Annotated in this window: 17 protein-coding genes; 6 read left to right on the top strand and 11 right to left on the bottom strand. The window is 36.5% G+C overall.

The window, feature by feature from the left end; all coding sequences use genetic code 11:
* Positions 1-102: 102 nt before the first annotated feature.
* Positions 103-891 (top strand): hypothetical protein, encoded by a 789-nt coding sequence (locus L647_RS0111725; protein ID WP_024611267.1) that lies wholly within the window; start codon positions 103-105, stop codon positions 889-891.
* A 45-nt stretch (positions 892-936) separates the two neighbouring features.
* Here the strand turns inward: L647_RS0111725 and L647_RS0111720 are convergent, their stop codons facing one another.
* From L647_RS0111720 to folB, 3 genes are read right to left on the bottom strand one after another with little or no spacing between them, the layout of a single operon-like run.
* On the bottom strand, positions 937-1,746 hold the full coding sequence (locus tag L647_RS0111720; RefSeq protein WP_024611266.1) for an undecaprenyl-diphosphate phosphatase: 810 nt from the start codon (positions 1,744-1,746) through the stop codon (positions 937-939).
* Complete coding sequence (gene folK, locus L647_RS0111715; RefSeq protein ID WP_024611265.1) at positions 1,743-2,231, bottom strand: 2-amino-4-hydroxy-6-hydroxymethyldihydropteridine diphosphokinase; 489 nt, start codon at positions 2,229-2,231, stop codon at positions 1,743-1,745. Before folK ends, L647_RS0111720 begins: the two co-directional genes overlap by 4 nt.
* Entirely contained in the window at positions 2,232-2,591 is a 360-nt protein-coding gene (gene folB, locus L647_RS0111710) for a dihydroneopterin aldolase (RefSeq protein WP_024611264.1), read from the bottom strand.
* Between the two features lie 238 nt (positions 2,592-2,829).
* Between folB and plsY the strand changes: the two genes are divergently transcribed.
* The gene (plsY, locus tag L647_RS0111705) at positions 2,830-3,441 is read left to right on the top strand and encodes a glycerol-3-phosphate 1-O-acyltransferase PlsY (RefSeq protein ID WP_024611263.1); all 612 of its coding nucleotides are present in this window, start codon (positions 2,830-2,832) and stop codon (positions 3,439-3,441) included.
* Between the two features lie 11 nt (positions 3,442-3,452).
* Here plsY and tsaD read toward each other — a convergent pair whose 3' ends face one another.
* From tsaD to L647_RS0111690, 3 genes are read right to left on the bottom strand one after another with little or no spacing between them, the layout of a single operon-like run.
* Entirely contained in the window at positions 3,453-4,466 is a 1,014-nt protein-coding gene (tsaD, locus tag L647_RS0111700) for a tRNA (adenosine(37)-N6)-threonylcarbamoyltransferase complex transferase subunit TsaD (protein WP_024611262.1), read from the bottom strand.
* A 39-nt stretch (positions 4,467-4,505) separates the two neighbouring features.
* Entirely contained in the window at positions 4,506-5,096 is a 591-nt protein-coding gene (locus L647_RS0111695; protein ID WP_024611261.1) for a YjaG family protein, read from the bottom strand.
* Positions 5,080-5,448 (bottom strand): DUF2007 domain-containing protein, encoded by a 369-nt coding sequence (locus L647_RS0111690; protein WP_024611260.1) that lies wholly within the window; start codon positions 5,446-5,448, stop codon positions 5,080-5,082. Before L647_RS0111690 ends, L647_RS0111695 begins: the two co-directional genes overlap by 17 nt.
* Before the next feature lie 85 nt (positions 5,449-5,533).
* On the opposite strand from L647_RS0111690, the gene L647_RS0111685 reads away from it, so the two are divergent.
* The 3 genes from L647_RS0111685 (at position 5,534) to L647_RS0111675 (ending at position 7,944) form a co-directional block, all read left to right on the top strand.
* On the top strand, positions 5,534-5,956 hold the full coding sequence (locus L647_RS0111685; protein ID WP_024611259.1) for a DUF2721 domain-containing protein: 423 nt from the start codon (positions 5,534-5,536) through the stop codon (positions 5,954-5,956).
* Between the two features lie 387 nt (positions 5,957-6,343).
* Entirely contained in the window at positions 6,344-7,228 is an 885-nt protein-coding gene (locus tag L647_RS0111680) for a LysR family transcriptional regulator (protein WP_024611258.1), read from the top strand.
* 95 nt (positions 7,229-7,323) lie between these two features.
* Positions 7,324-7,944, top strand: coding sequence for a 2OG-Fe(II) oxygenase (locus tag L647_RS0111675; protein WP_024611257.1), 621 nt, complete (start codon positions 7,324-7,326; stop codon positions 7,942-7,944).
* A gap of 11 nt (positions 7,945-7,955) precedes the next feature.
* On the opposite strand, the gene ubiA is transcribed toward L647_RS0111675, so the two are convergent.
* Both ubiA and L647_RS0111665 read right to left on the bottom strand, forming a co-directional pair.
* Entirely contained in the window at positions 7,956-8,834 is an 879-nt protein-coding gene (ubiA, locus tag L647_RS0111670) for a 4-hydroxybenzoate octaprenyltransferase (protein WP_024611256.1), read from the bottom strand.
* Positions 8,831-9,382 carry a chorismate lyase gene (locus L647_RS0111665; protein ID WP_024611255.1) on the bottom strand — a complete coding sequence of 184 codons (552 nt, stop codon included), beginning with the start codon at positions 9,380-9,382 and terminating at the stop codon, positions 8,831-8,833. Before L647_RS0111665 ends, ubiA begins: the two co-directional genes overlap by 4 nt.
* Positions 9,383-9,536: 154 nt before the next feature.
* On the opposite strand from L647_RS0111665, the gene L647_RS0111660 reads away from it, so the two are divergent.
* Positions 9,537-9,935, top strand: coding sequence for a flagellar basal body-associated protein FliL (locus L647_RS0111660; protein WP_024611254.1), 399 nt, complete (start codon positions 9,537-9,539; stop codon positions 9,933-9,935).
* Between the two features lie 10 nt (positions 9,936-9,945).
* On the opposite strand, the gene glpG is transcribed toward L647_RS0111660, so the two are convergent.
* The 3 genes from glpG to tdh all read right to left on the bottom strand — a co-directional run bounded on the left by glpG (position 9,946) and on the right by tdh (position 12,172).
* Positions 9,946-10,764 carry a rhomboid family intramembrane serine protease GlpG gene (glpG, locus tag L647_RS0111655; RefSeq protein WP_024611253.1) on the bottom strand — a complete coding sequence of 273 codons (819 nt, stop codon included), beginning with the start codon at positions 10,762-10,764 and terminating at the stop codon, positions 9,946-9,948.
* Positions 10,761-11,078: a thiosulfate sulfurtransferase GlpE gene (glpE, locus tag L647_RS0111650; RefSeq protein ID WP_024611252.1), complete on the bottom strand. Its 318-nt coding sequence runs from the start codon at positions 11,076-11,078 to the stop codon at positions 10,761-10,763. The genes glpG and glpE overlap by 4 nt, the downstream gene beginning before the upstream one ends.
* A gap of 68 nt (positions 11,079-11,146) precedes the next feature.
* The gene (tdh, locus tag L647_RS0111645) at positions 11,147-12,172 is read right to left on the bottom strand and encodes an L-threonine 3-dehydrogenase (protein ID WP_007584716.1); all 1,026 of its coding nucleotides are present in this window, start codon (positions 12,170-12,172) and stop codon (positions 11,147-11,149) included.
* Between the last annotated feature and the right edge of the window lie 39 nt (positions 12,173-12,211).

Raw genomic sequence — 12,211 nt, 5'->3', positions numbered from 1 at the left:
AATTAAGTAAAAAGCATGGCTTACTTTTAAGAAACGCTTATAAATGTTATAAAATACACCGTTTTTAAATGCTTATTTTTTTTATACTTAAAGGGACATAATATGAAAAAGCTATTCTTTGTAGCCTGTATTCTTTTATCAACAAAAATCTTTGCTTTAGAACTTACTAAATATCCTATAGAGCTTAGCTCTGCAGAGGGTATCAATGTAGTTATTGCAACTACGCTAGATAAAAAACAAGCGTTAGTAAGAGTTAAAGGCATTAATAACGAAATTGATGACATTGTATTTTTAACTAACCTAGAACCTCACGGTAGCAATAAAGCTTATAAATATACGTTTGATGGTTCTAAACGCAGCATTGTTACTGTTAATGATAACTACCGCTGCTGCTCATATACTCTAAATATTCCTGATAGCCGAGATGGAGTTTATTTAAGAAAAAACGAAGAATCTACATCAGGTATAACTGAAAGTTTAGAAAAGCAATACGAACAGCAAGTAAGTAAGGAAATTCAAGCTAAACTTGCCATATTTAATCGTGATAAACATTTAAATTATCAGCAAATGAATATGACTGACGCCGACCAGCAAGTTAATAAACAATGCGGTTCAACAATAAAGACCAATGTTGATTGGGAAACGGTTGATGACAAAAGCTTACAAAAATATGCAGTGGGTTCCTTCTGCGCGCAAGTAGCAAAAGAAATTGCTTATATGTGTAAAGAAGACAATAGTTTTAAAAGTAAAATAGCAGATGTTAGTACCATTAACTGCGAGTTTACTGATCAGCTAAAGTTACGTAAATTAGATAAAACGTTAACGTTTAAAACATCATCTGAAGCTCCTAACCAAGGGCGGTTTATTAAAGCTTACTTATTGAATTTATAATATTGATTTATAAAGTAAAAAAGCACCTCTCGGTGCTTTTTTTGTTTATGTTAATCTATAAGTTAAAAATACGATTAAACCAACACCGAGCAATAAACGGTATATTACAAATGGCAACATCCCCATTCGCTCTATTACTTTTAAAAACATAAATATACATGCATAAGCCGATAAGAACGATAACACCACCCCTAACAATAACGTGTTCCAATCAACAACATGGTCACCCAATGCAAGTTCTATAGTGTAGTAAAGCCCCATCATAGAAATAATAGGTATTGCCAGTAGGAACGAAAAACGCGCTGCGCTTTGTTTATTCATACCCAACATTAAACCAGCAGTCATAGTAATACCTGAACGCGAGGTACCTGGGATCATAGCCACCGCTTGTGCAAAACCAATTATAAGCGCTGTTTTCCAATTTAGTTGGTAAATGGTTTTAATTTGTTTACCTTTTGCATCGGCGTACCACAGCAGCAAACCAAAAATAATGGTCGTTGCTGCAATAACCCATGCGCTTCTCAGGTATAACTCAATAAAGTCTTTTAAAAGTAAACCTAAAATGGCGGCAGGAACAGTACCTAAAATTATCCACCAGCCTAATTTACTGTCATCGGTAGCGCCTTGCTTACCAAATGATTTAAACCATGCACTTAGTATATCTACTACTTCTTTACGAAAATAAATAACAACAGCAATTAAAGTACCAACGTGTACTGCCACGTCAAATGCGAGGCCCTGATCTTCCCAGCCTAAAATTTGCGATGGTAAAATTAAGTGCGCCGAACTCGATATAGGTAAAAATTCAGTAAACCCTTGTATGAGGGCTAAAATAATTATTTCGATAATACTCATGGGTTAGAAAACTCCACCTTCCATAGTTTTTGTTGAGGGTTATTATATGCATTCCATAACTGAGCAATTGTTTGTTTAGCTACAGGATGATAAAAATCAGGTGCAACCTCGCTCAATGGCTGTAATACAAATGCATTTTTAGTTATTTCGTCACGCGGTAATTGCGCTGGGGAGTCGCAAATCACATCATCATAAAACAGTAAATCCAAATCGAGCGTCCGTGGGCTGAATTTTTTATCGCTAGCCATACGACCATTATCACGTTCAATGTTTTTTAGTAAAATACATACATCAGCTAATGACATATCAGTAGTTGCAGCAACGACTGAGTTATAAAAATTATTGCCAGCAAAACCAACCGCTTCACTTTCAAAAACAGACGAATGCACAATTTTTTTGAAGTGTTGCTTAAGTGCAATCAATGCACATTGTATATAGTGCGCTTTATTTATATTTGAGCCTAGGCTGATGTAAATTTGCGGCATTTAGTCTTTTGCCTTAGTACGTGTAATTTCAACACCCACTGTTTGAGCTTGTGGTACTGCAGCGGGTTTACTTACTTTAATAGTAACCTGAGGGGTATTAAATTCAGTCAAAATAATATGCGCTAATTGCTCAACTAAAGTTTCTAGCAATTCAACGGGTTTTGCAGTGCTGTGCTCTATAACGCGTTCACTCACCTTTGAATAGTCGAGTGCTAAATTAATATCGTCATTAGCGGCTGCTGGTTTAATATCACTTAGCATTTCAATATCAAAATACAGGCTCTGTTTACTTTCTTTTTCAAAGTCGTACACTCCAATAATAGTGTCGACATGCAATTGATATATAAATACCTTGTCCATTGATACTCCTAATGACTGAGCTAATTATGTTAAGTATCAATTAAATTAATACTGCATATACTTTAATCAGTGTTTAAATATGCAAAAATTACTTTTACAATAACAAAATAACTTTGTTAGCTAAAAATTAAATAGGCATAATCATTTTCACGATAAATTTTGCCGCCAATAATAGCCCAAAAGCAATACCAATTACATTAAATGTGGTTAGTATAATGATAAAAAATTAAGGAAGTGCGTGTTAGCGATTTTAATGTTTGTTTTAGCTTATTTACTCGGATCGATTTCATCGGCTATTTTAGTGTCGCGGTTATTCAAACTTCCTGATCCTCGCAGTAACGGCTCTAATAATCCAGGCGCAACCAATGTTTACAGATTAGGCGGTACGTTGCCTGCTTGCTTGGTTTTAGTATTTGATATTTTAAAAGGCACCATTCCAGTTTGGGGAGCCTATTTTTTAAAGCTAGAACCGCTAGAGTTAGGTTTAGTTGCAGTAGCAGCTTGTTTAGGGCATATGTACCCTGTATTTTTTAACTTTAAAGGTGGTAAAGCAGTCGCTACTGCATTTGGATCTTTATTACCTATTGGTTTATCGTTGGCTGGGTTACTTGTTTGTACTTGGCTAGTTGTAGTAGCAATAACTCGTTATTCATCACTTGCGGCTCTTGTGGCTGTATCTTTAGCGCCTTTATATACTTGGCTAATAAAACCACTCTACACATTACCTGTAACGTTTATTACTTTATTAATTATTTTTCGTCACCGTACTAATATTATTCGCTTATTTACTGGTGACGAACCAAAAGTGGATGCTAAAAAAGCACCCACTGATAAAAACAAAAACCTGTAAAATATGGGCAATTAAATCGCCTCAAGGCTATCTATTGGCCAGCGAGGTTTTGTTTTCATATCAAGACTTGCAAACTGACCAGCCTTTAAACGCTGCATACCTGCATAAGCAATCATAGCGCCGTTGTCGGTACAAAATTCAGTCCGAGGATAAAACACCTCACCTTTCATGCCCTTCATTACTCGCTCAAGTTGTAAGCGCAATTGTGTATTTGCACTTACGCCACCGGCAATAACTAAACGCTTAATACCCGTTTGTTTTAGTGCACGTTTACACTTAATAACTAGCGTATCAATAACCGCTGTTTGAAATGCATGAGCAATATCGGCTTTAGTTTGTTCGTCATCGCTATTTTGCCTAATAGTAATTGATGCAGCAGTTTTTAAGCCACTAAAGCTAAAATCAAGACCCGGTTTATCAGTCATCGGACGAGGAAACACAAAACGCTTAGCAACACCCTGCTCTGCCATTTTAGCCAAACGTGGACCACCTGGGTAATCAAGACCAAGTAACTTAGCTGTTTTATCAAATGCTTCACCTGCGGCGTCATCTACCGACTCACCCAATACTTCGTATTGACCAATGCCAGCCACCTTTACCATCATCGTATGACCGCCAGAAACTAATAGTGCGATAAATGGAAATTCTGGAATGTTTTCCTCAAGCATCGGCGCAAGTAAATGCCCTTCCATGTGATGCACTGCAACTGCTGGAATATCCCAACCGTACGCGAGCGAACGACCAATAGACGTGCCCACCAGTAATGCGCCAACTAAACCAGGACCTGCGGTGTAAGCAATACCGTCTAAATCTTCAGGACCGCAACCAGCTTGTGCAAATGCAGCATCAATAAGTGGTAATGTTTTACGAACATGATCGCGAGATGCAAGCTCAGGCACTACACCACCATAATCAGCATGTACTTTTACTTGGCTGTATAATTGATGGGCCAACAAACCCTTTTCGTCATCGTAAATTGCAATACCCGTTTCATCACATGACGATTCAATGCCTAAAATTCGCACTGTACTTCTCCTGCCTTTTAAATTTTTACTTTGTTGTTTTTATAACGAAAGACCAATATTTGTTTGACCATCTTCAAGGGCAAACTTTTTAAGTGCTTTTATGCTATCAGAGGTAATACGCCCCATAGCTTCAACAAAATCAATTAACTCACCAAGCACTTCCATTTCGTACTGCATTAACGGATGTTCGCGTATAGCCTTATTATCTGCTACCTCACCTTCTACCGTCATTTGATATTCAATAAAACGAGCAACTGTTGCTTGTGATATTTTGCTTATACTAATAAATTCTTGTTCGTCTTGCGCCATTAAACCATGCATTAAGCTAAGTAGAGAGGTAGCAGCATCAATAGCAGGGTAAGTACCAAACATATCAAAGTCAGCAAGTTCAGGGACGTTTGGCTCTATTTTTTCGATTTGCTTTTCAAGATCTATTTTACTTTTAGGAAGTAGTATTTTTTCCCAACATACATTTAGTGAATTACGAAGTAGAGTTTCATCACCAAACCCAGTCGCTTCACTAAATAAACCATAATTAGGCAACATGCGTTCAATTAAAGCACCCGCTAAAACAGCTTGCTGTAAGTAGTTTAGATCTCTAATACGCTGGAAGTTATTCGCTTTTGTCATTTTTTAATGTCTCACACGACCAACAAAAATCGAATGTTGATCCGTTATGCTCATTGCAATTAGGACATACCCAATCTGGAGCTGATTTTTTTACTTGTTGGTAGTTTACCAATATTTCGCGCGCATGGCGCTCTTTAATCGTATAAACCTGCACACTAACTTGAGCTTGTTCAAACGGTATTTCACCCAATGCGCCCTGCAACATTTCACCTTTAATTTGACACTCAATACCATCTGTTTGTATTAAGCCTTTAATAATATTGGCTTCTAATATATTTTCAGCACGATAAATAGTAATCCACTGAAATTGACTGTCTGCTAAGTTATCAGTATTAATATTAGTATTTTGCAATTTTCACCTCATTAATTTTGGGTATACAATATCCTACGCTAGTCTACTAAACTTATTTAGCAGCCAATATTTCACAGGAATAAACATGACACTTACAACTCCCGGCTTACTATTTCCGGCAATATCGCTGTTGTTACTTGCCTATACAAACCGATTTTTAGTACTAGCGCAATTAATTAGAGAATTAAATGCGCGTGAAGGTGAATCAATACGCCCTGTAGTTGTTGCACAAATCACTAATTTAAGAAAACGCATTAATCTAATTAGAACAATGCAAGTGTATGGCGTGGCATCATTTTTATTATGTACTTTATCAATGTTTGCTCTGTTTATTGAGTTTAATACAACTGGGATTATTTTGTTTGGGATTAGCTTAGCGTGTTTAAGCTTGTCACTGCTAACCTCTTTGTTTGAAATTCATATCTCGTGTGATGCTATAGAAATAGAATTACAAAGCATAGAAAACAAGCCTCTAAGCAACCGTATTAATCGTAACTTTGTTAAATAAAAAGCTGATACAAATCAATTATTGCTCAACTGATAATAAATTATGCTTTAATCAATGCGCCATTATGTGGCATACTTTTTCATTAAATAGAATGATTAGCTTTAAATAAAAAGCTTATCAATCTGATTTACAAGTATTTAGTATGATTTATTCATCCCGAAAAAGGATACAAGGTAAATAATAAATCATTAGGCCTAGGCCTAAAAAATAATACTCTGTAACAGTTTACCCCTTTAATTAATAACAAAAGAGGGATATCCTGACCAAAATTTGTCATAAACTTGCAAACACATTTAAATATTAGATTTTACAGAATTGTTTAAGTAAAAAATTAATATTATTGATGTTTGCGTTATATGCGACTTACTTATAAAAAGGGACTATAAAGTGAGATTTGAACAATTAGAACAATTTGTAGCACTTGGCGTGTTGCGTCATTTTAGACAAGCTGCTGAACAAACCAAAATCAGCACTTCAGCGCTTACTCGTAGCATTCAAACACTTGAAGATGAAATGGGGTATGAATTAGTAAAACGCTCCACTCGTTCAGTAAAACTAACTCCTGAAGGTGAGCTTTTTCTTGAGTACGCCAAAAACACATTGTCTGAGCTTGAATTAACCAAAAAACGTATTTTTCAATCTATTAATGGAAATACTGATGAAAAATTAGTGATTGGATATACTAATAAAGCAAGCAGCATAGTACCTATTTCCTGTGGGCAATTTTTAGCACAGTACCCTCATGTAAAAATAGAAATGCAATTGCAAGATCAACACGAGCTTACCCGTAAGCTACAACAGGGTGAAATAGATATTAGCGTCTACTCACAAGCTATTAATAGCATAGGCAGTGATATACATTTACCTGACCAACTCATTTTGTTTGTTTCTAAAAATCATCCTCTTGCTCACAAAAATGATATTAGTAAACACGATTTAGATAGTTACCCTATGTTTGGCTGTTTTTCTCAGTCAAAACAAGTACAGACTATGCTTAATGAGGCAATTGACTCTTTAAATAAATCGTCGAGCATTAAGGTCGGTAGTATTGATCAAGTGATGATGGGGCTTGCTAAGTCTAATCATTTTGCTATTGCAAGCATCGAGCATGCAAACACAGTAGCTGAACATTCAGAACTAGTTCAATTAAAAACAAATAAAGACTTAAGCCATGAGCAACTAGTGATACAAACTAGCCAACAAACAGCGGTTGGCGAACATGTAGAGCACTTGTTATCGCTTATAAAAAAAGCAGCAACTGCAATCAATTAAACAACACTATTTTTAAAATGTGTGCGACATAAAAGTAATAGCTTTTGTAATCTTTTCGGCTACACTGTCGCACCTTCAAAAAATTACTGATATGAATGTTTAACCTACCAGCCGGCGACAATTATCTAACCGAAATAGAACAACAAGGCTACTGCATTATTAACAATGCAATAAATGAGCAGCTTATTGTTGATTTAATGGCTGATTGTTACCGTATAAATCCACATTTTACACTCGCTGGCATTGGTCGCTTAAATAACCTTCAAATTGACGATACTATTCGTAAAGATAAAACCTACTGGTTTGATGGCACTTCTCAAGCTCAACTAACTTATCAAGCCGTTATGGAAAGTATTAAAACAACACTCAACCGCACTTTATTTATGGGACTGTTTGATTACGAATGTCATTATGCAAAATACACGCATGGCGATTTTTATAAAAAACACGTAGATGCCTTTAAAGGTCGCTCTAATAGAGTTATTACTAGTGTATTTTATTTAAATACTCCAGCGGAGGGTGGTGAGCTTGTTATTTATAAACCTAAAAGTAAAGAAGTAGAAATTACTATTAAACCAACGGCTGGCACCTTAATATTATTTGAAAGCGAACGCTTTGTTCACGAAGTATTACCCGCTGTAGATAAACGCTATTCAATAGCCGGTTGGTTTAGAAAAAACGCATCTATAAGTGGCATTATTGACCCACCAAGGTAAAATCCCACATATTAGAATGTGATTGGGTATGAAAACAATAAACCAATAAAGATAGCTAAGCCTACATAATGGTTATTCAAAAAAGCTTTAAAACATGCATCCCGCTCACGCTGATGAATCAACTTTTGCTGATAAACTAATAAACTAGTTGCTAACCCTAAGCCAATCCAAAATACAATTGGTAACTCATTAACAAAACCAATAAAAGCCACTAAAGCAATAAATGCTGCATTAAGTAAAAAAATAATATGACGGTCGTATTTACCAAATAAAATAGCGGTCGATTTAACTCCTATTTTCAAATCATCATCTCTATCGACCATTGCATACATAGTATCGTAGGCAACTGTCCAACAAATATTAGCAACAAATAACAACCATGCCTGCGCCGGCAATGCATTTACTGATGCCATATAAGCCATAGGTATTGCCCAACCAAAAGCGGCACCTAATACAACCTGAGGCAGTTGTGTGTAACGTTTCATAAATGGATAGCAAAATGCTAAACCTAAAGCACCAAACGAAAGTAAAATGGTATTAGTGCTAAGCATTAATACCAATAAAAATGCAATAACGATTAATAAAACAAATAAACTAATTGCCTCTTTACTACTTACTAATCCTGAAGCAAGTGGCCTTTGAGCCGTTCGTTTTACAGAACCATCTATTTTTCTATCAGCAAAGTCATTTATTACACACCCAGCACTTCGCATAACAATAACCCCAAGCGTAAAAACAATAAAGTTAACCAAGCTCGGCATTCCGTTATTAGCAAGCCATAAAGCCCAGTAAGTGGGCCAAAGTAACAATAAGGTACCAATAGGCTTATCTACACGCATAAGCTGTATATAGTAAGGGAGATGTTTTGTTGTTAAATAGGCTAGTTTCATGAGTAAAGGTATGCTCCAGGTAAAAATACTTCACAGACTAAAAAGCTGTAGTCTTTAAGCGAAAATACACTGCGTCGACCTAATAACATTTGTTTAGGTAAACCTAGATCTAATACTAATTGTTGTAATGAATGATGTGTATTAAAACGAGCTATCTCTATATCTTTACGTACAAGATCTGGGTTTTGAAAAATAACATCGCCTAGAGGGCGCTCCCCCATATTATGCAAAGGATTTTTTGATTGGTTTAACAATTGGTTATCAGGCAACCAGCTTTGTGCATAAACCATTGGTATTTCATCGCACATTAAAAGTACTTCCCTATTTAATGCCGATGATGCAGTGCAATTAAGTAGCTTTTGTTGCTCTTGCGATAAATTAAAAACCTGCTCGCTAAGTACTTTTACACTAAAAAGCTGTGCTCGACTTTTTAATTTAGCTGTTAATGAATGCTGTTCAAATAACCAATCACATTCTACAGCCGATAAGTCATTTACCTGTGAGGTATGTTGCCAATTGGCGGATAAAAAAATAGGGTAAGTAGTCACAATAACTCAATTTAATAAAAACCGAGGCAATAATAACATCGCCAATGCATTTGAAAAAGTGATGATTTACTGCCATAAATAACTGCTCTGCGCTGTTTATTACACTCTATTAAGTATAAACTATTTGTAACTGGTTTAGGAAAACGCTTTAAATATGAAAAAAATAGTATACGTAGGCATTTTTACATTCATAACAAGCTTTATGAGCTTAACAGCGCGTGCAGAATCAACTGTTGGTTATTTTGGCTTTGAACCAGATATAATTACTAATTACATTGGCGCATCAAGTAAAAAAATGGGCTATGTGCGCGTTACTATTGATTTAATGCTTAATAACACATCAGACATTGCCATTGTTGAGCACCATACCCCTTTACTACGCGATGCCTTAGTCGAAATATTTTCGAAAGAGCCTGAAGAAAAAATAAAATCCCTTACTGGTCGCGAAGAAATACGCGCAAAATGTGCAGAAAAAATTAAAAGCCTACTAAAAGAAGAAACAGGAAAAGAGATCATCCGTGAAGTCCTGTTTACTAAGTATTTATACCATTAGTATTTAACTGTTAACGTTTTGCATTAAATATATTCGCGGTATATGCGTAAGCCATGCCGCTAATTAACCCACCTAAATGTGCCCAATTAGCCATACCTACAAACAATACATCAGCAAAACCAAGTACTAACCAAATCAACATAAAACCAATAATAGCCGTACTAACCAGAGCTGGTTTGTTAGGGTTTAAAAAGCTATGAATCCAACAAAAGCCAAGTAGACCGTACACAACGCCACTTAATCCACCAAAGTTGGGTCCAACCATTAAATATTGCGCCCAATTACTTAACAGCGCTGTTACTAAAAAAAGCCCGACTAAACTTAATTTTCCACACTGTTTTTCAATGTTATCGCCAAGCGACATCCACCAAATTAAGTTAAACACAATATGCATAGCGCTAAAATGCACAAGCGCAGGTGTTAACCAACTAAGCGGTTGAGTTGGATTAAATTGCAGCACCGTATAAATTTGCTCAAATCCACCTAATAAAAAAGCAACGTAAATAACAATGCTTAATATGCTAACCGTTTGATTAAGCCAACTAAGCGCTTTAAAACGCTCAACTAAATTAAGTGATTGCCCTTGATACTTAAGTGGCGACTGTGTGCCACCTACATCCCAAGATGCTTGCTGGTATTTTTCATGGTTAGGGTTTTGTGTAAATTCAATCCATAAGGGCTGAACTTGATGAAAATCCTCTTCAAGCACACTAACAATGACATTACTGCCATCTGCTGAATGTAATTGCCCTTTCAAACCTTGGCTTTTTAAATAATCTATAAAGCCCTGTGCGGCGCGCGGGTTATTTAAACTGCCAAGCTCTATCATCGCTCTACTTTCTCGCTATAAGCCGCTTCCCAAGCAGTAAAACCGCCATCCATACTGTAAACATCTTCAAAGCCTTGCTCAACTAAATAACTAGCTGCGCCTTGAGAGCTCATACCGTGGTAACACACAATAATAATTGGCTGATCGAATTCTTTTTCCATCATAAATTGTGCAATATTACCGTTAGAAAGTGCTTCTGAACCAGGAATACGACCAGCTTGATACGAATTAGGATCACGAATATCTGCAATTACAACGTCTTCTTTATCTAAAAGCTCTAACGTTTGCGCTATAGAAATATATTTAAATGCCATTGAAGTCTCTTTAATTAATAGTATAAAAAAGGCGGCTAAAGCCGCCCTTCTTGTAATTTAGTGAGGAACTAATCCCAGTTTAAAATTACTTTACCTGACTGACCTGAAATCATCATATCAAAGCCAGCTTGGAAGTCATCCACAGAATACTGATGTGTAATGATTGGGTTTAAATCAAGACCAGATTGAATCAAGCTTGCCATTTTGTACCACGTTTCGAACATTTCGCGACCGTAAATACCTTTAATCACTAAACCTTTAAAAATAACTTGGTTCCAATCAACCGCCATATCAGATGGTGGAATACCTAGCATGGCAATTTTACCGCCGTGGTTCATGTTATTAAGCATTGAATTAAAAGCGCTTGGCACACCTGACATTTCAAGACCAATATCAAAGCCCTCTGTCATACCTAAGTCTTTTATTACGTCTTCAAGCTTTTCGCTTGCCACGTTTACAGCACGTGATGCACCCATTTTGCGGGCTAAGTCTAGACGATATTCGTTTACGTCGGTAATTACAACGTGGCGAGCACCAACATGTTTTGCAACAGCTGCAGCCATAATACCAATTGGGCCTGCACCAGTAATAAGTACATCTTCGCCAACTAAGTCGAACGATAATGCGGTATGAACTGCATTGCCAAACGGGTCAAAAATTGAAGCCAGTTCGTCAGAAATATTATCTGGAATTTTAAATGCATTAAATGCAGGAATAACTAAATACTCTGCAAATGCACCTTCACGATTTACGCCAACACCCGTTGTATTACGGCATAAATGTACACGCCCAGCACGACAGTTACGACAATGCCCACAGGTAATATGACCTTCACCCGATACGCGGTCGCCTACTTTAAAGCCACGAACTTCCTGACCCATATCAACGACTTCACCAACATATTCGTGACCAACAACCATAGGAGTAGGAATCGTTTTACTTGCCCATTCATCCCATTTGTAAATATGTACGTCGGTACCACAAATAGCTGTTTTACGAATTTTAATTAGCAAGTCGTTATGACCCACTTCTGGCTTTGGTGCATCTGTCATCCAAATGCCCGGTTCTGCTTTTAATTTAGATAATGCTTTCATAATTCACACTCAACTAAAAAACCGAAGCAAGGCTTCGGT

The sequence above is a fragment of the Pseudoalteromonas sp. TB64 genome (assembly GCF_000498095.1).
In the GTDB taxonomy this organism is placed as follows: domain Bacteria; phylum Pseudomonadota; class Gammaproteobacteria; order Enterobacterales; family Alteromonadaceae; genus Pseudoalteromonas.
Note: the sequence above shows the minus strand (reverse complement) of the source record. Positions and strands in the feature narration are given on the sequence as shown.